This window comes from Niastella vici (assembly GCF_002077945.1).
Taxonomy (GTDB): Bacteria; Bacteroidota; Bacteroidia; order Chitinophagales; family Chitinophagaceae; genus Niastella; species Niastella vici.
Map to the genome: position 1 here is coordinate 274,220 of NZ_LVYD01000002.1, position 24,621 is coordinate 298,840.

At 43.1% G+C, this 24,621-nt stretch carries 12 protein-coding genes; all 12 read right to left on the bottom strand.

Annotated features, from left to right (window positions below):
• Positions 1–630: 630 nt before the first annotated feature.
• The 12 genes from A3860_RS04540 to A3860_RS04595 all read right to left on the bottom strand — a co-directional run bounded on the left by A3860_RS04540 (position 631) and on the right by A3860_RS04595 (position 24,530).
• On the bottom strand, positions 631–1,068 hold the full coding sequence (locus A3860_RS04540) for a hypothetical protein (RefSeq protein ID WP_081145364.1): 438 nt from the start codon (positions 1,066–1,068) through the stop codon (positions 631–633).
• Positions 1,069–1,078: 10 nt separating this feature from the next.
• Positions 1,079–5,506 (bottom strand): DUF6443 domain-containing protein, encoded by a 4,428-nt coding sequence (locus A3860_RS04545; protein ID WP_081145365.1) that lies wholly within the window; start codon positions 5,504–5,506, stop codon positions 1,079–1,081.
• An 11-nt stretch (positions 5,507–5,517) separates the two neighbouring features.
• A complete protein-coding gene (locus A3860_RS04550; protein WP_081145366.1) occupies positions 5,518–6,111 on the bottom strand; it encodes a thioredoxin domain-containing protein in 594 nt (197 codons plus the stop codon).
• 11 nt (positions 6,112–6,122) lie between these two features.
• Positions 6,123–9,836, bottom strand: a complete 3,714-nt coding sequence (locus tag A3860_RS04555) for a DUF5977 domain-containing protein (protein ID WP_143773939.1) — start codon at positions 9,834–9,836, stop codon at positions 6,123–6,125.
• 353 nt (positions 9,837–10,189) lie between these two features.
• Positions 10,190–11,587: a hypothetical protein gene (locus tag A3860_RS04560; RefSeq protein ID WP_245843477.1), complete on the bottom strand. Its 1,398-nt coding sequence runs from the start codon at positions 11,585–11,587 to the stop codon at positions 10,190–10,192.
• A gap of 479 nt (positions 11,588–12,066) precedes the next feature.
• A complete protein-coding gene (locus A3860_RS04565; protein WP_081145369.1) occupies positions 12,067–13,803 on the bottom strand; it encodes a RagB/SusD family nutrient uptake outer membrane protein in 1,737 nt (578 codons plus the stop codon).
• A gap of 32 nt (positions 13,804–13,835) precedes the next feature.
• The gene (locus tag A3860_RS04570) at positions 13,836–16,847 is read right to left on the bottom strand and encodes a SusC/RagA family TonB-linked outer membrane protein (RefSeq protein WP_216823375.1); all 3,012 of its coding nucleotides are present in this window, start codon (positions 16,845–16,847) and stop codon (positions 13,836–13,838) included.
• 410 nt (positions 16,848–17,257) lie between these two features.
• Entirely contained in the window at positions 17,258–20,005 is a 2,748-nt protein-coding gene (locus tag A3860_RS04575; protein WP_081145371.1) for an alpha-d-galacturonidase, read from the bottom strand.
• A 64-nt stretch (positions 20,006–20,069) separates the two neighbouring features.
• Complete coding sequence (locus A3860_RS04580) at positions 20,070–21,125, bottom strand: Gfo/Idh/MocA family protein (RefSeq protein ID WP_081145372.1); 1,056 nt, start codon at positions 21,123–21,125, stop codon at positions 20,070–20,072.
• 52 nt (positions 21,126–21,177) lie between these two features.
• Positions 21,178–22,215 carry an L-rhamnose/proton symporter RhaT gene (locus A3860_RS04585; protein ID WP_081145373.1) on the bottom strand — a complete coding sequence of 346 codons (1,038 nt, stop codon included), beginning with the start codon at positions 22,213–22,215 and terminating at the stop codon, positions 21,178–21,180.
• 183 nt (positions 22,216–22,398) lie between these two features.
• Positions 22,399–23,244, bottom strand: coding sequence for an amidohydrolase family protein (locus A3860_RS04590; RefSeq protein ID WP_081145374.1), 846 nt, complete (start codon positions 23,242–23,244; stop codon positions 22,399–22,401).
• 113 nt (positions 23,245–23,357) lie between these two features.
• Positions 23,358–24,530 carry a CaiB/BaiF CoA transferase family protein gene (locus A3860_RS04595; RefSeq protein WP_081145375.1) on the bottom strand — a complete coding sequence of 391 codons (1,173 nt, stop codon included), beginning with the start codon at positions 24,528–24,530 and terminating at the stop codon, positions 23,358–23,360.
• Positions 24,531–24,621 lie beyond the last annotated feature (91 nt).

A 24,621-nucleotide genomic window follows, 5' to 3' on the forward strand; every position in this document is an offset into this window, starting at 1 on the left:
AAATATTTTCTTAATATGGCTTTAATCCATGGTTACTAATTTTATTTAATCTTTTACATTTTTCAGGTACACTTCAATTAGCAGTTATTGTGTTTGTTAAAACAAAAAGCTGTAATGTCTTATCAATGATCAAACAAGATGTCTATATTCTCGGCGAACAGTCAAATCGAGGAAAATGCTGCAATGCTTACTCAACGGATTACGCCCTTAAAAAGTCGTAATCAATATTTTTGTAATTATATTTTGTCAGACTAAACGTACCCGGGCAATGCTGGCGAGCAACCCGGTAGGGATAACCTGATACTGACGGAATATTTCTGTTGACGAAGGCAATCATTTTGGTTGCCTTCGTTATTTATTCCAGAAGTCCTATGCCTAAATAACGCATAGCAATCAGTTCAATATACAAATTTCATATTTTGTTTGCTTCAACCATATTGTCCTGATTCGACTAAGTAAATGTTTGGCTATCTTTATTATAGCCTTATTCGGTATCATACGAGAACAGTATTTCTTGTATAGTAGTAGCACTGCCGGATCTTTCCGAATAATAACCCAACTACTTTCCACAATGGCCATCATTGAAATGCTTACTTTTGCATTTAATACATCCACTTTCTTAAACACAATTTAATAAGTTACATTACAATCTGGAGTATAGATTGAATCTATAACTACTTTTTTAATTTCATTATTTTTATACATTTTTTCATACTGCTCTTCTTCTAAAGCTGTAATAGACTTTTGCACAACAATAAACCCAAATTTAGCTGGTGGTATTGCCGGTGTCCCTGTATAAATAAATACTGTATCCGTTTTGACTTTATAGTAAATGAGAGGATCAATAACCATGAAATAGAAATCTTCTTTATTGTTAAACCCCCTGGATATATCATTTTTCATACTCAAAAAATAAGCATCGGTACTAAGGCCATTTACTACTCTATAAAAATACAGCCCCCTCTTAGAAGAATCGACAACATTAAGCTTGCCGATTTTTAAAGAAAGTTCATCAGAATTACAACACACAATCATAAATGATACAAAAACAAATAAAAATAGCTTCATTTTCTAATTATTAATGATCCATTTTATACCCATCTATAGTCAAACTTTCTTTAGTTTCTTGTCCTAATCCTACACGATCTTTATGAATACCATAATAAAACCCACGTTCAACCATGCGTCCTGTATAAGGCAGCTCTCCGTAATAAGGGGCATTACCATATCTAACTCCACCAATTACTATTTTAAAAGCTTTCCATGCATCGTGACCATCCCAATCTTTCGTTTGTAAGGCCCCAGCCAGCCCCATATATTGATCAAAAGAAAGATTAGCTGCATACATCATATGCGTAGCACCATTGTACCCTGCTAAATAGTTACCGGCCGATCTTGCAGATGCGTATTTGCCATTTAACAATTTACCTGTATATGGACCAAAAGGTGCATACTTAGTATTCACTTTCAAATCAAAATCCTTTCCTGTTGTAGACCTTGCAGCTACTTCTTTTAAACTCATACCCTTTGATTGTTCATGTAGTTCTTTGATATCTGGCGACCATGATGCATTAAAAATTATTCTTGCATTCTTTGCAATAGTGGGTTCCGTTTCTCCTGTAGAATAATTAACGTTCCGGAATTCATCCCAATATTCTGTTACACCCATTTTAACTCCATCTTTTGAACTCAATCGTTCACCTTTATCAGCTTCAGTAGCAGCAAATGACTTCGGTAATTCTTTATGCATATATACACCGTTATCACCATCGTCATATACGGCAACAACTTTTCCGTTAGCATCCGTGTGAGTAGATTCTGAACTATGCCCATCAGGATCAATAAATAGTACAGGATTATTTAACGCATAATGATAAGGCGAATAGAATAAATACATTTCGGATTTAGCATCCTTAACACTCCACCTCCCTATCTGTGCATCATACATCCTCGCCCCATAATCATACCACTCTAACCCACTGCCATCACTAAACTCTTTTTCCTGCTTTTCCTTTCCATTATACTCAAATTTATTATCCATACCACCAGCTGCCTTACTGCTTATTCCCGCCATCGTTAACCCGAACGGATAATAATGCGTTTCTTCCAGTAATGGCCCTTTCGTATGGATCACCTGTAAGTTATCAAAAAATACATCGTACTTACTTTCATTGCTACAGTACACATAAATGTATCCATTTTTCGGAATATTAATAGTAGGAATAGTACTATTATCATGCGTTTTATATGTACCATCGGGATTAACTGCAGTTCCCACCATATCGAAGCCTCCACCTAGCCATTTGAATTGCTCATCAAGGATGATCCAGTTTATTGCTGCTTTTGGCCTGTCAGAGCTTTGGTCAGGCTTGTTACCTATCAACTGGTTAACAGAAGTAGGAAATCCTGGTTGGCCGGTTATTTGAGAACCGGTAACACCTTTTGCAGATATTAACGATGAACCTGCAAAACCATTAATTAATTCAGACACAATAGCTCCATTCACAGGTAAAGAATACCCTGCTACCGGCATCCTATGATAAGATCTGCCAAAAATGTTAATGGCATCGCCGGCCATCACTTTCAATATAAAACCAAGGCCGGTTTTATCAGCAGGAGTATTTCCTGAAGCGTTCAGTTTATACAATCTAGTACTGTTAGCCGACGTATTACTATAATAGTTATTATTATAAACCCCATTATTGTTTTGATAAACAGGCATGCCTGCGGCAGCAGCCTGATCAACTACTTTTGTAGCATCAATAGTATAAAAATCGTCTTCCACTGAAATGGCTGTGCCATTATTATAAGTGACATTCTCCAGCGTAGCAGCCGGATAAATATCCTGTTTTTGCTCTTCCGTCAACACCATACGCACATTACCCAGATGATCTTTTATAAAATAATCATAATCGAATCTGGCAATTGTGGCTCCAATGGCCGAAGTAAATCGTATACGACCTTCTTCCATCCCTACAAACTGCAACACATCGTTTTCATAAACCAATCCTCCAGCATATAGCGTGGTAGTTGTTTTGGCAGGGGAGATAGTGTTGTCTATCGTTACTTTCTTTATTTTGTTGCCTGCTGCATCATAAGTATACGTAATAGTTCCTTTGCCGGTAATGGTAATAATCTCTGGGAGGTTTAAAAAATTATAAGTAATACTGCTGATACCTTTGTTCTTATCATATTTCAGATTACCGTTTACATCATAATCATAATCATCATTCGTAGAGTTCCTATCTGTAAAGTCTCCCAGCTTGTTATCGGTTGTTCCCAGGGTGGCCTCACTTACTGAGAGCAATTTGTTGCTGCCGGTAATATATTGATAGGTAAGGTTGTCTATGGGGCTGCTACTGCCTACCTTTAATCCCCACTGTGTCATATTTTTAATATTGCCATTATTATCATAAGCAGTGTTTACGTTATAATTAACTATAGCATTTCCCCAATTGGCGCCATTGTCATTTTGCTCAAAACCGCCTTTCAGCAAACGGTTTGCTGCATCATATTCAAAATCATATTTTCTTCTTACCTGATCGCCTTTGCTTTTCCAGATCATGCCATTGATGTTCCCATTAAACTCTCCGTTATTACTTCCAGCCAAAAAACTCTTGCCTGTTTTATTGGTCAGTTTGTCATAACCCAGTTCAAAACCAAAATAATTATTAGAGGGGTTTGTTTCCAGCAAATAATCACGGTTCATACCCAGCAGCCAGCCTCGAATATTATACTCAAAGTTTAATGTTTCGAGATTGTTCGCGCCCAGCCTTTTATTCTTTAACTGTCCAAGTCTGTCATACTCATTTTGTGTTATGGCGGTATAATTGCCTGGCATAACGCCATTGTTCACCAAACTATTACTTGTTTTCTTTTCTATTTTAGTCACCCGGCCAAGATAATCATATGTCATTTGGGTAACCACCACCGTAGTTTGCGGAGTACCCGTTGCCACCTCTTGCTTTTGTACGATCACTAAAGGCTGACCAGACCAGTTGTATTGGGTAGTGACCACATCCAGGCTGCCGGTTATATTGGTGCTCTGCATTTGTATCACCCTCCCTTTGTCATCATAATACTTTACATTGTATAAATAATTATTTGTTCCCAGTATCTTTGTTTGTCCCCACGTGACCATACCTTTTATGTCAAGGCTTTTTACCGGCATTTGTGGATAAGGCCATGCACCATTATTTGTCGATGAAAAATAAATATCCCAGGAGTGCATATAATCTAACAAACCACCGGGAAGACCAGCATAATCATCATAATGGGTAACAGTAAGCATTTCATAGCCACTGTTGGTAACCGGATATTCTGTCACAGCATTATTCGCCAATCCTAAATGGGTGTCAAAGGTATTTCCATTATTATCCCACCTGCCCGTTTCAACCGGTCTGTTCAGGTTATCATATTTAGTTACCAGCCATTTGCCGATCGCCCGCAGATTCGCGTCCTGTGTCATTACCAACCTTTCCCTTGCATCATATACCATATACATGGCGCCTGCGCCGGGTACCTTTTTTCTTATTATCCTGTTCTGTTTGTCATATTCGTAACGGAAGCATTGTTCATCGGCCAGTCCGGCGGAATTATAATCAATTACCCAGCTATTAGCGGCCAACGTCTTTACGCCTTCCGGCTGTATTACACAGCGCAGATTATTTACTTCGTCATAGATATAATAAGTACATAACCAGCCATCGATATCTCTATCGCCTGAAGGGGAATTGCCGCTGCCATCATCTGCATTGCCGGTCAGCTGCACTCTTTTTAAAACTACTTTACCTGATTTATCCTTAAACTCAATTATCTGCTTGCCATGTTCATCTACTGTTACATTCTTATATAACGTTCCTGCCGGATAGATGCCAGAGCTTGTATAAGTTCCAAAATCGCTACTTACATTATTTACAGTCCAGATCCTCACAACATCGGTTGCGGTATTCATCCAATACTTCACCTCTACTCCTCTATTAGCCCCTACCCAGTTGTTACCGGCGGCATAGGTCTTCAAGGGCCTGTTTAGTGGCGATGCCTCGTAGTCGGTCTTTTCGTAGAAGTAGGTGTCGCCCTGAGTGTTGCCATACTGCACTTGCATGAATGCCTGCTGCTGGACAAAGGGATCTGTTTTAAACAGACCATTGTTTTCTGTTGAGGAATAAGGTTTCCACTTGTACACTTCACGGCCCAGGTCATCATATTCCACAGGCGTCACCATATCAGTGGGGTTGTTTCCGGTTGCCAGTGAGCCGTTGAGCATCACTGTTTGCAGTGGCCTGCCCAGTCCATCAACATAGAGCGTTGTCTGCTTTACATCGCTCAAAGGGCGGGTTATAATTGTATTGGCATCTTGTATAGGTGCAGTGGCCGACCAGGTTCGAACAAAACTGGTGGTATCTTTACCCGGATAAGCGCCCGGCCGGTGTTGGGCATATACGGCAACCGGTATCGTTAAAATTATTATTCCTATAATAATCTGAAAATATGTCCTGTTTTGCATGCTCTTGTTTTTTATGGTTTGATCTTCTCTTTTGCAGGATCAGGCCGATCGTTGCCTGCTGTGGCATTGACAATCTTGTTAATAAAAGGAGACGACAGAGATAATTGTCCGAGAACAGCATATAGCCTTCCCTGTTCGTTCACAAAGAACTTCTGTCCTGGTCCTTTTGCATCCATATTAAAGTGACCATTTTCATTTTTGTTGGTCAGCCATTTCATCAACGGCGATTGATTATTTCCTTTCCTGGAACCCATCATATCCGTAACCAGGATACCGGTGTTCTGATAGATAGCCTTTATATCAGCTTTCATACCCTTAGAATATCCGTCTTCCTGCGATAACACACCGATAACCTGCACCCTGTCACCATAGATTGCCACAAAGCTTTTCAACTGGGCGGCAACTGAATCGACTGCGCTCACCGGTAGTATGATGAAAAGGAGTTTTTTGCCGGTGAAATCTTTAAGGCGGACATTTTTACCATTGATGTCCCTGAACGAGTGATCGTAGATACGCTGGCAATCCGCGGTATACGTTGCCGAGAGGCACAGCAGCGCCAGCATGTATGTCAGAAAATGTTTTTGGTGTTTGTATGTTGCTTTCATAAAAATATAGTTTAATGGACGGTTATCGTATTGCAATTGGCATTGATCTGGATCTCATAGAGCGAAAAGTCGCCCTTTGTTTCGATATAATCATCGCAACCAACCTGGTAGTACATCCACTCATCATAGTTAGCAGGCTCTATGTAAACGTTGTAAGAGCCCTGAGGCACGTTTTGCAAGTAGGCATCAGCTCCATTCACCGAACTCAGTGTGTAATCCTGACCTGTGTTTACATCGTAAAGCGTCACACGAACGCCACCACCATGATAATTAAAGAAACTGACTGTAACAGGAGGCACCGTGCAATTCCCGTGCTGATCGGCATAGCTTTGGGCCCATTCTCGGGCCTGTATGTCGGCATCAAGAACCGAAATAGTAGAAGTGAACAGAGGTACGGTTACATAGATCGGGTCAGGCTCAGCGGGAGATGTACACACAGATGAATAATAAGTACCGCTGAGGTCATGGCTTGTAAAGAGCGGTGGCAGTGGGCAGGCATTAGTATTCATGCCGGTATTCTTCCAGCGAAGAGAATTTTGACTTATGCTACAGGGATTTGCGGCCTTGTACACTTGCTCATGCTCCTGCTCTCCCGTATTCTGTCCGTTATTCTGTATGCACCTTGGTATAGTAGACGTGTTCACCCAACCCTCTTCGTATGTGGTATAAAGGGATACATCATATAGCGGATCGTTCCAAGGAATTAAGTAGTCTATCCAGCGGCTCTGGTTATAAGTAGAACTGGCCGGGTTGAGATCCTTCTCTTCCTTTTGGCCATAGAGACCATTATAGGCAAAGTTAGCCTGGCAGGGTAAGTGGCGCGTGTTGCCGGTCGTGTGCCAGTTTGCACTAGTCATGGCACCACAGGTTGTACACAGCCCCTGGTAATCATACACATATTTTTTTAGAATATTGTTATCCTTGTCCCGCGTAAGTGCAAGCCTACCAGCCACGTCATACTCGTAATAAATAGTCCGGCCGGCAGGGTCGGTCTCACTTGTCATGCCTGTAAATGGCTTATACGTGTAGGTACTAATAAAACAGTTTGACAGTGTCCGCAATTTATTTAACTCTGCTCTGATCGTACCATCAGGCAACGTTCCGTTATTAATGATAGCCAAATCAATATAACTTTGAGTTACTGCATCGCCGTAAGATCTGCCAACAATCTTCGCTACAGGATATTTCTGATCGTAGCCCCATATGTAGGAGGTAATTATTCCATCTTTACCAGTAACCTGTAGAATATTACCCTTATTATCATATTCATTAATGGTGACTTCTGTTTCCAATGCATTGCCCAATAATGATTTTTGCATAGTTGCAGGCAATATCAGCGTATTGGCCTGCCACAAGTTGTAGTTGGTCTTGGTTCTTGCTAACTGCTTATTTAAAGTAGTATTTGTTTGCACCTGTTCAATTACGGGGCTGATAAGATTTCGGTTTACCATTTCGTTATAGGGGGAAACAGCCGCAAAATCTTTCGGGTAACTGTAGGTAGTTGTTACTACTTCATTTTTACTATTTGTTATCATTTCGCTGCGTAATAGATTGTCGTCATTATAATCCATATTCTTTTGCGTAACAATTGTTCCGGCCGGAGTATATTCTTCAATTGTAGTATTGATCAATACCTGAGAACCGGTTGTGTATTTGCGTTTTCCCCATCCGTAAATACTACAATGCTGCTCATCATACGCTTTGGCCGTTAAATAGTTATCGAGTGAACCACCGCCGTATCCGCTGTACCCAGTGCCTGTGATGCCATACCCTATACTGGTGTGCAGGTAAGTGGGTAGATCCCATGCATGATCTTTTTCCAAAGCGGAATAGGTATAAGTCTCGGTCTTAATAGGGGCAAACTGTCCGTTATCGTATTTATAAAAGGTCTTACCTGTCATAACAGGTGTAAGCCAAGCATTTTCTGGGTTAGAAAATTTTCTTGGAAAATACAACACCTCATCGCGATCCGTTATGTTGAATGTGGTTACATCCACATCATCTCCCCAGCTATAGAGGGTCTGCATTTTTTGCCTGGGAACGGTAAGACCAAAGGATTCTCCATCAGATTCATATACATACTCAGTAACAGCATCATACTTTATGTTATTTCCCGATAAGTCAAAACTTATATAAGGGTCCGCCAAATACCTGCGGGATCTGTATCCGGCTTCATCTTTTCCTTCCTGACCACTGCCGTCACCATTCATAGTCCAAAAGTGCATGGTATTACTTTCCATTACTTTCAACTCAGTAAACGAAGTGGAACCAGGTCGTAAATAGTCATTGATAAAACCTTTTCCATCTTCATTGATCCCGTATTTATACTCTTTGTGAACCACCTTACCCTTTACAGGTGTTGAGATCACTTCTTTAATTCGTAATCCAGGACCATCTAATGCATAACCGTACTTGTTATTTTCATAAACAAATTCAGTTTGCCCTCCGGTGGGATAGGTAATAGCTTTCAACATCCCGCCTATTCTGGCGCTTTCATTTGCATCACGGTTTACCCATTCAAAACCAAGGACCTGTGTAAACGAAGTTCCTAATGGGATACTCACGATTGGCGCAGTTTGTTTAAGAATTAATCCCTGTCTTCCTGCACCTGCCATGTATCCCCACCAGTCTTTCGTTACTGCCGACTCAGCCACCGATAAAGTAGTACCATCATAGTAGCTGAAATCATACTTTTCTGCAAGAGTAGCTTGATCTTCTCCATAAAAAGAAATATTGTTAAGATAATGCATACTCCCGCCAGTTTGTGTTGCGAGGTTAAACAAGACTTTTTTATAGGGAACAGATCCGCGATTGATAATTATGTTCGATAATAAATTAGACGATGTATAATTTAAAGACGCGGAACCGTTGTGGAACTGGATCGAACTAAGCACAGGTACATTATTCTTATGCAAGGACTCATTCAACACATCGGTTTGATCGAAATGCCAGGATACGAGATCAGATTTCAGATTCAATATATACGGATCTAAAGAAGTATTCGTCCACATATTCATATCAAATTGCCTGAGCCTGTCCCTGATCGTTGCAGTTTGGGTAGGCGCGTAATATTCCATCAACCGGGTATTGTAAAAGAGTGAAATTTCATCGGTGGCATCGCTTGAAATAATTTTCGACAGGTACCATGCGGTTGATACATTACCCAGCCTGTTGTCAACAATATCCCATTCTATATTGCTTTCAACCGCATTGCCTGTAGCTCCATCGATCTTCCCGAATTTATATTTGGTTCCATCCACGTCTGTGATGGTGAGGCTCTCAATATATCCATTTTCTGTTTGGGATTTTACAAATTCTATTTTGATGGGATCATAGGGGATTGTCATAGCGATCTTGGAACCAGGAGCACCTTTCAGGATAAAATGCCCTGACTTTCCATTGGGCAAGGAGTAATTAAAAATATCAAATTCGCTATCGTACAATTTCACATGTTGGGTTCCCTGAATATTAGTACTAGACAGCCCGTGTATTTTCCCATCTGTGCAGGCATTGTACAACAGGTCAAAGTTTATCCCATTATTCCCATCACCAGGCGGGTTTTCTATAAAATTGTTAACATCAAACGGGTCTAAATAGTTCCATTCATCAGGTGTACCTTTCATGGTGCGTGTTACTAATCCACCGCAATTCAATGTCCACCTCATACCCAACGCGCCCTCTGTTTCACCTGCCAACGTTCCAGAGGCATGGAAGCTGATTGTCATTGGGAATGAAAGTGTTCTTCCAACAATTGTGTGAACAGGAATTGTGATATCAGTTAATCCGTTGCACCCTGTCATTGGATAGTCACCATACCTGGTGAAAGCCATAGACTGTGGAGAAGGTTTCACGACGGCAGGTAAACCTGCTTCCTGCGCAGTTGCGTTACTCCAAAACAATAGCATGGTACAGAACAATAGCAGGCTGCTAATATGATATTTTTTAGCAGGTTGTGGATGTAAAGGGAAAAGAAAGCCCGTTCTGGAACCCTTCTTAAATAATTTAGACATTTGGAAAATTGATTTTTATCGGTTCATTGTTCCCGTTCAAACATTTTTGAAAAAGTTGTATACGGTGTTTAGAAATTATAACCCACCCTGAACTTCACCGGTTGGGTGCGCGGGATCTGCTGATAACTGAGGAAATCCCACATCAACTGCAGTTTGGTCTTTTTGAAGAATTTACTTTTTATAGAGATTATCTTGCTGATGCCTATCAATCCACTTTGTTGCCAGGAAGAGAGCTCGTCCCAATGCATACTACTCGTTGAAGAAAGGCTGTCAGCATTTATAGGTTGATAATTATATTCAAATCCACCACTGGCGAAGAAGCTGCCTTTGAGTTTTATATCGAGGTAGGAACGAAGGCCCATGCCCTGGTGCGTGATGGCAATATGTTTGATATCCTGCCCCCACCCCATTTTATAACTGGCGCCTACTCCAACTGTACTTTTATCTGTAAGCTTATATCCTACCGATAAACCAAGATCTGTTGTAGTGGGAAAGAAATTGTTTTTAGCTGTCTGAAAGTTGGTTCCGTATTCAAGCCGTTGCCAGAAGGCCTTTGTGCGCTGATTATTGGGCTTGAAATCGGTTATATCCATATCACCGCTGCCACCGCCACCCAGATTATTTATTTTATCTTTTAGCGTATTCAACTGTGCCTGCGCCGCCTGCAGGTTTTGTTGCAGATATTGCTGCGCGTTGGGTCCGCCACTGGCCAACTGGTTTTGGATTTGCTGTTGCACCTGTGCCCGGGTTTGCAGACCGGCGAGGCTTTGAGGAGTGCCGTAATTATCAGGCAATCTGAACAAACTGGCCAACTCACCGTTCTGTTTCATGAACTGTGTGAAGGCTGGGAGTTTATTTAATAAAGACAGCCCCTTCTGGATCATTTTGTCCGGGTCGTTCAGCATGTCTCTATACTCTTTCAGCTGGGCGCTGTAATAAAAGGCTTCCTTGCTAAAATCAGCGAATTCGTTGGTAATGCCTTTTGGAAGACTGGTATAACTTCCAAGCGTTTCTTTTATCTGTTGCTTACGTTGCTGAATAAATGCCTTTACCTGCTCGCTCTGCTGCAATTTTCCCTGCAGCTGGTTCACCTGGGAAAGAGAGCCCTTTACTTTTTCCTGCATTTCTTTCGACTGAGTCACCACGCCAGTATTCTGTGTGAGAAAGGCCAGACTGGTCTTAACAGAATCTACCATCGGCAGGTAAGCGCCCCTGTTCTTTTTTACAGGCAGACTGTCTGACCGTACTGCGGCCAGCATTTTATCATATTGCTGATCTACATCGCCAAATAGTTGTTGGGCTTTGACAGAATCGACCTTTGCCAGTTTCTTTTTTAATTTCTTTTCCCGTTTGGCCAAACGTATAAGGTATTTTTCCGTTTGCCGGGTAAGGCGGTCTTCCAGATTGGTATACTTGTTCTGGACCTTATTCAAAAATGAGGTAGGAAAATTGATAACCTTGTCCACTGAGGAAAGGTTGTCCTGGGCTTTTACTGTCTTACACAGAAAGCATATGACAAATAAAAGGATAAGCGTTAGGTTTGGTTGCATATGGTCGGGTATTCAGGTAAAATGCATCAAAAGGCTACTAAACCGTAAATCTACTCGCTAATGGCCTTTTGATTAATACTATGGTAAAAATCAAGAATCCTTTTTGATTAGCAAAATACATTTTGACACACGTGCAGTTTTGCCAATAGACGTGTTGTTTTGGGCGATAAGTGTGTAAATGAAGTTTAACCAATACCCCCCCTAAACGCAAAAATCCCGCCTCGCGGCGGGACTTTTTTTCTTCCATGACTTAAAGGTTACTAGATCTAGATCAAATTACTGCTATGTGTGTTGTAACGGGTTTTCGTTTTTTAATCCTGCCCGGGAGCTTTCGGCTCCCGGGTACGGATGATTGAACACATCTTCAGAGGATAAGTAACTATTTAAATGTCTTATTAGTAACCATCATTTTGACCAAATGCATCTCTGTTGGTCAGTGCACTCAGTTCATTAAGCGGTACAGGGCGCAGCATATGATACGGTTGAACAGCAATAATGTCAGGATTTTTACCCGTGATATATTTAACCCATCCAGCATTATCGCCCCTAAACATCCGCTTCAGATCGAACCAACGTTGGAATTCACCGCACATTTCACGAGCCCTTTCATCAAGAATGAACTGCAAATTAATGTCGCTGGCTGTAACCTGCATTGCAGCAACCTGGCCCGATTTGGCAGCTCTTGTTCTCAAAAAGTTGATCTGCGTTGCGGCAGCACCAGGGTTACCCAATCTGAATTCCGCCTCAGCGGCGATCAGGAACATTTCAGCGAACCGGATCGGAAAAATGTCATTATAACCCTGACGCTGATCTTTACTTGTACGGTTGGGATCTGCAAATTTATTCAACTGCACATACGTGTTTGAAAAAGTGGGAATGATGGTATCATTAGTTGCCAAATTATAGATATCAGCACGATCTAAAACAACGTAAGGCTTTGTAGCTTTATCGGATGCAGATATTGCTCTCCTCGTTATCACCATGGCTGTGTCGCCAACCTTCATTACTTTACCTTTAAAGACGGTGGAATCTTTCCCATACAACAATGAAGTGGGACCATCCCATGTATATGCAGTGTTACAGATCCATACTTCTTTGAATGACCCTTCATACCGGCTATCTTCATCTTTGAAAAGATCCAGCAAATAAAGGGTAGGCATAAATTTGCGGTCGTCTTCCCTGCCATTGGCGATGTCACGGGTCATGCCAGGCCGTTTAGTATATTCCGACATATAGAACATGTGCATCCGGCTGGCATTACCATCATAACTTGTTTGTGTATTAGTGCTCGAGTTACTCAAGGTAAATAAAGCTTCTTTATTTTTCTTATTATTGGCCGGCTTCCACATGTCGGCATAACTGGCCCAAAGATCAACACCAAATTCTGTTTTACGGTTAATGACTTCCTGGGCAGCATTTCTTGCTTTGGTATACCAGCTGGTGGCGTCACCAGAATACGAAGCCCGTGCAAGGTATACCCTGGCCAGTAAGCCTAAGGCACTTTTTTTGGTAGCCCGGCTATATTCAGCACCCCAGGTATTCGGCAAATTGTCTTTTGCAAATTCCAGATCACCGATCATTACATCGTAAAATTCTTCCGGCGTACTGCGGGTTGCCGTGAGTAATGCACCATCTGTTTCGGTGGTACGCAACATTACCCCGCCCCATTGTTCCACTATATGATAGTAGTAAAAAGCACGCAAAAAACGCAGCTCAGCCAACCTCGTATTCTTTTCAACAGGATCAGTAAAACCTGCCTGATCTATACGGTTAATGCCGGCATTAGCCTGGTTAACACCTCTCCATAAGTATTTCCAGGCATTAGTGTTTGTATTCTGGGCAGAAGTGAGAGCCTCATATTTTATTATCTCCTTGGCATATGGTTGCTTCTGCGGCGCAAACCAAATATCGGTTCCACCTTCAGCCATAATGGTTCCATCTTCTTTACCATACCAGTTACGTGTTTCAAAATAGGCTGCATTAACAGCAGTAATAAAACCGGCAGGCGTTGACCATACCGCATCGGCGGTAGAACCACTTGGGTTATATTCATCCAACTTTTTATTACACGAAGTGATCGTTGCTGACGAAACTACTACTGCAGCAAGAGCGATATATTTTAACATCTTCATAAAATCTTGTGTTTAATAGAATAAAAAATAAATTAAAAGTCTGCGTTTACTCCAATTACAATCTGGCGGCTCAAAGGACCATTCTCATCACCACCTCTTTCAGGATCATAATTCTTTAATAATTTATTTTTTGACTGGGTAAAGATGTTATTAGCAGTTGCATATATACGCAGTTTTTCCAGGTACACTTTTCTGGTTACTGCAACCGGCAAAGTATAGGCAGCCGTTACCGTTTTTACCTTCAGGTAAGAACCATCAATATAGTTCAATGCAGTATAACCGGTATAAGAGCCTATGGCGGCATCCTTCTTGGGACGGGGAAAATCGTTGGTAGGATTTTCCGGAGTCCAGTAGTTGAAGTTAGCCGGACCATTACCCAAACCTGATGGGTTATAACGACCCATAAATTTAGCTTCGATCATTTGACCCCAGCGGGCAAACATATATACACTCAACTCAAAACCTTTATAGGTAAAAGTATTCTGCCAGCCGGCAAACCATTTGGGTGTGTTAGCTCCCAGGTAGGTATAATCTTTTGTGTTAATGGTATCATTTCCATCTATATCAGCAACTTTAATATCACCGGGTTTGAATGGAGTAGCGCCTACAAAAACGGTGGCAGCTTTCGCAGCTTCGTCATTTTGCCAGATGCCCAATTTCTTATAACTATAGTATGAATTCACCGGACGTCCCAGTAATAAAGATTTACTTTCAATTGGCGATCCGTAAATATCCTTTCCATCGATCAGCTTGGTGATCTTTTCTCTTGCTGTTGTATAGGTAACGGTGCTTGTCCATCTGAAATCGCGGGTACTAACGGGCACTACTGAAATGGCAGCTTCAATACCTTTGTTTTCAGTTTCACCCACGTTCTGCCAGATGTTATCTATACCAGTTGATAAGGGTAAAGCACGTTTCAACAATACATCAGAAGTTTTTGCCTTATAAGCATCAATGGTACCGAAAACGCGGCTTTTGAAGAAGGCGAAATCAATACCCAGGTTCTGTGTTGCGGTTTTTTCCCAGCCCAGATCAGCAGTACCGGTAACTGTAGCAAAACGGTACTGATATGCCGAAACATCACCAAAACCCTGGCCATAAGAATATGGATCAATTAAATTCTGAGTACTATAAGCAGGAATTGTAGCATTACCGGCCACACCATAGCTGGCGCGGATCTTGAAGTTATTTACAAAGTACATGTCTTTCATGAACTCTTCCTGGTGCAGATTCCAACCAACAGCTGCAGAAGGGAAATAATCCCATTTATGTCCGGCGGCCAGGCGTGATACCCCGTCCGCACGTAATGACGCGGTTAACAGGTACTTTCCTTTGTACGTATAATTAAGACGTCCGGCATAAGACATAGTAGTTGTTCTTACAAGGTACGATGAAATAAGACGGCTGTTTAGTTCAGTACCATCCAATCTGTAAAACTGATTAGAAGGTAACAATAATTTAATGCCATTGGCATCGTTGCCATCTTCATCTGAACGCGTATACGAGGTAATACCTGTAAGGGTAACAGAATGGTCAGCAATTTTCTTTGAATAAGTGATTACGTTTTCCCATGCATAGAACCGGTTAAAGATAGTGGCCTGTTCAGCATAGTTAGGTAAACCACTGAGTTTGCGGCGGATCGCTAACGAATCGTAATACATACCCTGTCTACTGAATGTTAACGTAGTACCTAAATTGGTCCTGATCGATAACCCGGTGATAGGGGTAATTTCAAAATAACCATTGGTCATTACGCTACCCCGAATAGTGTTGTCTTTATATACACCCGGTCTTTCATCGGCCAGCGGGCTCACTTTTGAGTTATTCAGTGTAGGGCTGCTATACTGGGGAAATACGTTAATGTTTCCCAGGCTGTCATACGGTATACCCAGGGGGCCAACGCTGCTGATTTGGGTGAGGGGATCGTAACGCTTATTCGTGTTGGTATAGGTTACCTGGGTTGAAAGACCTGCTTTAAATGCATTGCTAATGCGCTGATCATAGTTCAAACGGGAATTGTAACGCGTGAAATCATTATTGCGCAACATACCCTCTTCTTTATAATAACCAGTAGAAAAGAATACTTTGGTTTTGTCGCCCCCTGATTGTATAGAGGCTGTATGGCTTTGTTCAATACCATTGCGGTTAACCAGGTCGTACCAGTCAACCCATTGATTATTCTTGTAGTTGGCCAACTCATACGGATCAGTGAAGAGCACATCATCAGATGCTGGATAATTTCCAATTGTGGTGCGGTAAGCTTCTCTTCTCAGCTTTACATAATCTTCGCCCGTTCTTCCTTTGGGGTATTGGGTATAACCATTCACACCATAATAGCCGTTATAGGAAATGCGGGGCCTTTCTCTACCTTTTTTGGTAGTAACTATCACCACACCATTGGCGCCCATCCATCCGTAAATAGCGGTAGCCGAGGCGTCTTTCAATACTTCCACCGACTCTATATCGCTGGGGTTCAGGTCAGAAATACTTCCACCCTGAAAACCATCGATGATATACAGGGGTGCGCTTACGGCGCCGGTTTGCCCCTTGTCGGTACCGTTGATAGTTCTGATACCACGAACCTGTACACTAACACCGGAACCGGCGCCACCGGAAGAACGTTGAATATCCATACCAGGAATTCTACCCTGCAATGCTTCCAACGCATTAAAAGTAGGCGTACCTGTTACCTGGCCGGGCTTTACTGAATAAACAGAGCCCGTAAGGTCTCTTCTTTTTGACGTACCATAACCTACTACCACCACCTGGTCGAGGTCGGCATTGTCGTAGGCCATCGTTATATTAAATGTAGAATCAGTTCCCACTTTTTGTTCCTTTTGTAAAAAGCCTACAAAGCTGAATACAAGGACGGAGCTTTCAGAGGAAACTGGAAGTCGGAAAGTACCTGTTACATCGGCAGTCACACTTATGCGTGTGCCCCATACGTTAACGTTCACACCGGGAAGCGGATTCCCCGATGGATCTTTAACCTTACCTGTAACAACTCTTTCCTGTGCGATCAGGTACGTGCAGTTAAGTAGCATAAAAAACGCCATCAGGCATTTCAAGGACGACGGTTTTCCAATCATACAACAGTTGTTTAAGATTTATGTTTTAACAATTGAGAGGAGCAATGTATAACCAAGGAACAACGTACATATCTACGTGCATAGAGATGGGGTGGAATGTGTTTTTCAGGATATTGCATAACAGGCCACAAGAAACGGCCATCAGCCATCTGAAACAATGCAACTTCTTACTAAAAAGATGGAACATCTTACTATCTCGTAAATGCATACCCATATTTTCGAAACAACACGTGTAATCTATTGTCGTAACTACAGTTATTACCAATAACAGTAAGTAAATGCCGCAATCACTTAGCAATTTCTTAATATGCGATCACGTCATTTAATTCAATAATCCATCTCTATGATCTGTGGGGAAGCAACCGTTATTTTTCAAACAACCAATCAAGCGCACCGGCGTTTTCTGAAACGCCCAATCCGGCATCTATCACCGGCAGTGGATCGTTATCGTTTATGAAGCCCAGTAACAGGCACGATCCCTTTCCTAATGTAAGTGTGTGTGTGCCGGCTTGAAACGTAAAACTATGTATGTTTATTGCAGGGAATTCATCTATCGCTATTGCGTTTGCCACCTTTACTTCGGCCTGCCTGAAATCATCTGCGCTTGCATCTATTTCTAATGTTGGCTCAGGTAAATACGCACTGTTCTTTTCTGCAAAGTACGCTACCAGTAATTTAACCGGCACTGTTGTTTTAAAACTCAGGCTGGTGCCTTCCGTTATCTGCCGCTGCTGGCTATAATATATTCCCTGCAAACCCGTCAGCAATGGCGGCAACTCATTGATCACCACACTAAGATCAGGAAATACCTGTGCATTCTTTTGTACAGTATATGTTTTAATATTTTCTGTAATAATTGTCACGGGCACGCTTTTCAATGGTGTCAAGCTGGCAACTGCTGTACCTGCGCCCTGTTTCTTCAATACCTCGATATGCTTTTTGAAATTCTCCAGCTCCCGCTGATAGAAAGGCAACAACTCAACCCAGGTCTTGTTCTTTGTATCTTTTCCATTTACCGGGATCTTCCGTTGCTGCGTTTGCATACTGTTCGCATATAAATAAGTGGTATCGGTACGCGCCGCCAGTTCCGCAAAATACGCCACACTCTTTTCCAACATCGGCACGGCCTGTTCCAGATCGGCCACCTTATTGGAATATTTGAACTTCAATACCTGCACCGCCGCTCTTGCTTTCCACGCATAATATTGCGCCATTTCCTGGTAACAATACATATCATTCTTCAGGCGATTGAATTCATCGCGATTCGCAGTGATATAAGGCGCCGCCTGCTCAATTGCTGCCACCGCCTTATTGCCATGTTCTATTATTTGATCGGCCACCAGCATAGGCGATTCGCCTATATGCGGTATTCCATTTGCTTCATGTAGCGCATATTCAATGATCATTTCCCCAAACGGACTTTCACTATTATACAATAATGGAAATAAGCCAAATCGTTTGGGATCTATCAACTGGGTCATCAACATGCCCAGCGTCATGGTTTGCCGGTTACCATCTGTAATACCATACCGGCGTAAGATCTTGGGTGATATTTCACCGGATTGTTCATACGCTTCCACTATATTTTTTGCCTGTGCCGCCGTACAGCCAAATTTTGTGCCAAGGCTGCCGGCCCAATAATCAATTTCCTGCCCGCGGTTGCGATCACTTTTCCACGCATAACGCGCCCAGGTCCTGTACCAGATCCAATCGCGCTCCACTTCCAGTAAACGGGGCGTGCTTTTATCGGCTGTATATGGCCAGTCCCAATAAGATGCCTGCGGATACAAGTGCAAGCCGTTGGCTTCATATACCGAGTGCATCGACTGCACGCATTTTTGTATAAAGTCGGGTGAACCATACCTGAATGGTTCCAGGTTGGCCAAAATGTGAACGTTCTCTATCTGAACCGTACCAATACGGCTCAGGCTGCGATGCAGATCGGCCCAGGGACCTCGCGGTTCATAAGTAGTTAAGGCCTCGCCATTGAATTTGGCTTCGGTATACAGGTTCTTGTAAAGCGGCAACGCTTCTTTCATAACCCGTGGTGCATCGGTATCGTGTGCTCGCAAAACGATCGGCGGTTCATCTTTCTTACCTAATATCTTTAAGCCGTCCTGCACACCGGGAATAATAGTTTTACAAAACCAGTCCACATCGTCCTGCCCCACCCCTTCCATGGCCTCGCCCAGCGCCACCATTAAACCCACATTGGGATATTTGGCCACAAATGCAGCGATGGACTTGCGCGTATAATCGGCTATCAATGGTACAATGGGCCGGGTGCGGTCCTGCGTTTTTATGTTGTGCTTTTCGGCAAATGGTTTTGAGACGATAATATTATAGAACATTTGGATCACCCAAATACCGCGCTTGTCGGCTTCGGTGGTGAGGAACGCAAATAACTCTTCATTCTTTTTAAACGTAGCATCATCGACTTCTACCGCATAAGGATATTCATTTGTACGTACCAGCGATGCAAACGGATGTCCGTTCCAGAGGTACAACGAGTTCAGGCGATTGGCCACCAGTGAATCGAGGTATTGCACCCAAAGCGCTTTATCGTACAACCAGGGAAAGGTTTCGGGTGTATACGGATATTCATAAACGGTTCTTCCCGGTAAATAATAGGGTTTTTGAACGCCAATACAGGTTCCGCGCAATACCATCTCGGGTTTGTCGGTCATGGAGAAACCGGCGGGGATCGCTTTATTATTGGTTACCTGTTCTGCCAGCTCGAGGCAACCATACAGGGTACCCGAGGCATCGGTTCCGGCAATAATAATGGCGTTGGGTTTGCTTTTTATAGAGAAGCCTTCCTTGCCGGTTGTATCGGGTTGCAGGTGCCAGGTGGCTGCCGCTTTCTTAACAAGCGCATCGCCATAATTGCCTGCGAGAATGGTTGTCCCTGTTGCTGTTAATTTACCATCTGTTGAAACCACTACTTTATAGCCGGCCTTTTGTAATGCTCCGGTGAGTTTTTCAGTACCATATTTGGTGCGCGGAGAATTGTTTGCCGTGATAATTGTAACGTTCTTATCTGTGGGTTTGTCAGAAGCCCAGCTTGTTTTCAGGGTTAACACAGTTACAACCAATACAAGAAAGCCTTTCATCAGAATAGTTGTGATTTTAAAGTTTTGCGGTTTAGGTATTTGCCAGTGCTTATACTATTTTGAACTATATTATTTCATCAAGCTTCACTCCGCCCCTTTCGCTCGATTGATATGCCGCTTCTACACATGCCATCGTATAAATGCCATCTTCCACTGAATTATCCGGCCTGGGGATATTACCGGCAGCCGCCTGCATCACCTGGTCCATACTGCCAATAAAGGCATGCGGAAACCAACTCCCTTCCACTTCAAGCGTTTTCCATTCGCCCGGTTCATTACTGGTCATCGTTATATACCGGAACTGATCGGGTACTCCGTGCGGATAGTTCATCAACAGTCCCATATTTATTTTAACAGCGCCCTGCGTTCCTTCCAGTTTTATGTAGGAATGCTGTTGTTGCATGCCAAACTGGTGACAATGATTAGTAATGATATTCGCCCTGATCATATCTCCATAATCCATGATGATATTACTGCGCACAGAGGCCAGCTGGCTCATTTGGGGATGTTTTACCGTTTTGGCATATACGCCAACCGGATTGCCAAAGAATGAGCGCACCAGGTCGATATAATGAATGCTGTGGTACAGGATCTCTACACGGGGCGATTCAAACAGGAATGTCCACAAATGCCAGGGAGTAAACACATTTATATTTATTTCTATATCGCATAACTGGCCCAGGGCGCCCTGTTGTATTAATTTGCGGGCTGCCTGTATAAAGGGCGCATAACGTAATTGAAAATTGATGGCTGCTACCAGGTGTTTATCGCGGGCGTATTGCAGAATGGTCTTTGCTTCCTGGTAATTATTGCCCATCGGTTTTTGAATGAGTACGGGCGACCCGGCGGGCAAATACTCCAGCACCTTCAGAATGGCTGAACCGGGCACCGCTATATCATACACCACGCGCGACAAATTGAGACGCACGATATCTTCCATTTTTTCAAACACCATGGGGATGTTGAACCTGAGGGCGGTGGCATTGGCTTTTTCCTTATCCACATCATAAATGCCGGCCACATCGAAACCGGCCAGTTGATAAGCCGGTAAATGGGCGTCATTTACAATACCGCCTGCGCCAATGATCACTATAGGTGCTTTATACGACAATGGATACATTTTTTTCAAATGCAAAAAAATGAATTAAAGCAGTAGTCTATAGCTTAAATAACTATAAACTACCCAGGTAGTTTCCATATGTTAGGGCAAGCACCGCTGTTACCAAAATAAACAGGGCCAAAACAAGCGTAACAATCGTTTTCCGGCGGCATTTCATCCATTCTTTCATCAACAAACCGGCTACCGAGCTAAACAATACCAGCATGATCATGTGTATGGCCCAACTGCTATATTGGTATTTTCCCATGCGCACATGCCCCAAGCCATAAAAGAAGAATTGTGAATACCACAATAAACCGGTAAGCACAGCCATGACGAAATTAACCAGTAAACGGTTGTGTGGTCCTTGTTGCCGGTACTCGCCAAACGTTTTTTCTTTGCGGTGCAGGTATATGCAATATATAAGGGTAGATACAAAAGCTCCTGAATTTGAAAAAATATAAACAATATTGATCTTGAAATTTCCGCCGCCGTATTTGGCAGCCACCTCTGCAATCGGCTCCCCCTGATCGATCGAAAAACCATACACGGCCGACAGCACACCTGCCAAAAAACAAAGCGGCAATCCTTTGGCCAGGGAAAACGAAGTTTTGCCCGTTGTGTTTAACTTAAGATCATGCTCTTTAAACCTGCCGGCCACGCCGCAACAGGCAATGCCCAATGCCCCGATAATAATCCCCGCCATGATAAAACTGGCGCCGTTCTGACTGAACAAAGATACCAGTTGCCCATGCACCAGCGGTGGCAACAAGGTACCCAACACACAGGATATACCCACCGCAATGGCATAAGTCAATGAAAAACCTACATACCGTATGGCCATTCCAAACGCCGTTCCGCCAATTCCATAGGCCACGCCATAAATAAAGGTTTTGATCATGGCATCGGTGGGCGCTTCCTGCAACACTTTATCTATCTGCGGAATCGTAATCCAGGCAATTACAAGCGGTAATAACAACCAACACACTGCTGCCTGCGCCAGCCAGTACGTTTGCCACGACCATTTAGCCACTTTGCGTTGTGGCGTATAGCACATGGCCGCACAGGAGGCCCCTACTGAATGAAATATGACACCGGTTATTACTTCCATTAAAGCAACTCGTTATATTAAATTGTCAGACAGACGTTAAAGTTTGCACATCATTATTTTGTCAGAAACACACCCGCCTTCGTTAAAACTTCAACGGGCAGGCGAATAACGCAAAATGTACCATTTTATCATTTCTGCGTTTAAACGGCCTTATATCTTAATGCACTTTTAATTCTTTTTCAATTACAGATTATAGAAGGTTACTGCATTGGTGTGCGCTACTTTTTGCAAGGCGTCATCACTCAATGACTTCGACAATACCTTCAAATAATGCTGCCAGGTGTCGGTATAACTTCCGGCCAGCAACGACACCGGCCAATCGCCCCCGCAACAGCAACGGTTCTCCCCAAAATGCTCCAGCACAAAATCAACATAGGGTTGTATATCATCGGCCGTCCAGTCAGCCCCTTTTTTGGAACAGGTTCCCAGGCCGGAGATCTTCACATAAATATTCTTATGACCGGCGGCTATCTTCATCAATTCGCCCCATTCCCCGAACTTTTCGCCACTGGCAATGGGCGGCTGATTCAGATGATCGAGCATGAGTCGTAATTCCGGTACTTTTTGCGCTACTTCCAGGGCGATTATCAGGTGTTGCGGTGTAACCCCTACTACATCGTACGGCACATCATAAGCAGCGAGCACCGAAAGACTTTGCACCACGGTTGATTGTAATAACCATTGCGGATCGGGCTCATCATGTATCAAATGGCGCACTCCTTTGAAATAAGGATTGCCCAGGTATTCTTTGAGGGCGGTTGCAGTGAACGAGGGGTCTTTTAACGGCATCCAGCCTACGACCCCTTTTATCCATGAGGTTGCGTTGGCAACCTGTAACATCCAGTTGGTATCTTCAAAATTATTGGCCGCCTGAACAAGCACCCCGCCGGTGATAGCGGTCGTTTCTACTTCGGCCTGCAGCTCTTCTATATCATAATTCCGGTTAAGAACCGACGTATCATTCTTTAACCACTCGTACTCAGCTTTTGCGAAATTCCAAATATGGACATGGCTATCGATAATTTCCATTGCAATCCGTTTTACTCGAATAGTGAATCAGGTTTATAAAGCCGCAAGGTACATGGGAAAAAATTCAAATATTGAAATTTCACCAATTACCTTAGGGATAGCGGGCTTCCTTATTATGACTCATAACTCGATATGGGCTGCTTTGTAAGGCCAAACTGCTCATCGATCAGTTCATTGTGCTCACCCAGCAGCGGCGCACCTATGTTGGATGTAAATATTTCGCCATCGATCCTGATTGGGCAACGGGTAGTTGTTATAGAAAGGCCATTGCTGGTCTTTACTATTAATTCCATATTCAGCATCTGGTACCCGTTCTCCTGCACCAGCAGATCATAATCAAGCACCTTGGCACACCAGATATCTGCAGGTTCCAGTACGGCCAGCCAGCCATCGGTATTGCGGGCCAGCAAATGCGCGGCAAGTATTGTTTTTATTTCATCGCGCTTCACAAACCATTCGGCTGTATTGGTGAACTGTTTTAACGGTTCACACTCCAGCAATGTCGCTAATTGCGTAATATTCCCCATGGCCAGCGCCAGGTAGCCATCGGCTGTTTTGTAAATTCCGTAGGGGGCCGACAGATAGGCATGTCCATTATTTATTTCACTGCGCACCGGGAGTTCGCGTCCGTCGTTATAAAAACAGGTGAGTACTTCAAACTGAAAATCGAGTATGGATTCCAGCATGCTTACCTGTACCAGGCTGCCTTCATTGGTTATGGTACGCGAGAATAAAGCGGCCAGTATGCCCTGTGCAATATGGGTGCCGGCCAGAATATCAACCACGGCCACCCCCATCGGGGTTGGGTTATCGCTGCGGTTGCTGCTTAACCAGCTTAAACCAGATACGGCCTGTAATAATAAGTCTTGCCCCGGCAGGTCTTTCCAGGGCCCTTCATTACCATAACCACTTACTTCTGCATAAACAATTTGCGGGTTAATGGCTTTCACTGTTTCATAATCGAGTCCCAGCCGTTCCATTACACCTGGACGGAAATTATGCATCAGTACATCTGCTTTCGCTATAATTTTTTTTACTTTCTCCAGGTCTTCTGCTTTCTTAAGATCAGCCGCATAGCTTTGTTTATTACGGTTGATGGCGTGGAAAATAGTTGATTCGCCTTCTATCATTACATTCGATACGTACAACTGCCGGCAGATATCGCCTACACCCGTGCGCTCAATTTTTATTACCTGGGCGCCCATATCGGCGAGGCGTAAGCCTGCCGAGGGGCCAGATAAAAACTGGCTGAAATCAACAACTATTATGTCCTGAAGTGGCTTCATTCTTTGTTACAAAATTTACAGAATATAACTTTTCATAGGTCACCAGTTACCGGTTGCCTGTTGCCGGGCCCTGAATTTCGATCAGTTTGCT

Coding starts and splice junctions, on each gene's coding strand:
- A3860_RS04540 (WP_081145364.1), bottom strand. CDS start 1,068: ATGAAGCTATTTTTATTTGTTTTTGTATCATTTATGATTGTGTGTTGT.
- A3860_RS04545 (WP_081145365.1), bottom strand. CDS start 5,506: ATGCAAAACAGGACATATTTTCAGATTATTATAGGAATAATAATTTTA.
- A3860_RS04550 (WP_081145366.1), bottom strand. CDS start 6,111: ATGAAAGCAACATACAAACACCAAAAACATTTTCTGACATACATGCTG.
- A3860_RS04555 (WP_143773939.1), bottom strand. CDS start 9,836: ATGACAATCAGCTTCCATGCCTCTGGAACGTTGGCAGGTGAAACAGAG.
- A3860_RS04565 (WP_081145369.1), bottom strand. CDS start 13,803: ATGAAGATGTTAAAATATATCGCTCTTGCTGCAGTAGTAGTTTCGTCA.
- A3860_RS04570 (WP_216823375.1), bottom strand. CDS start 16,847: ATGCTACTTAACTGCACGTACCTGATCGCACAGGAAAGAGTTGTTACA.
- A3860_RS04575 (WP_081145371.1), bottom strand. CDS start 20,005: ATGAAAGGCTTTCTTGTATTGGTTGTAACTGTGTTAACCCTGAAAACA.
- A3860_RS04580 (WP_081145372.1), bottom strand. CDS start 21,125: ATGTATCCATTGTCGTATAAAGCACCTATAGTGATCATTGGCGCAGGC.
- A3860_RS04585 (WP_081145373.1), bottom strand. CDS start 22,215: ATGGAAGTAATAACCGGTGTCATATTTCATTCAGTAGGGGCCTCCTGT.
- A3860_RS04590 (WP_081145374.1), bottom strand. CDS start 23,244: ATGGAAATTATCGATAGCCATGTCCATATTTGGAATTTCGCAAAAGCT.
- A3860_RS04595 (WP_081145375.1), bottom strand. CDS start 24,530: ATGAAGCCACTTCAGGACATAATAGTTGTTGATTTCAGCCAGTTTTTA.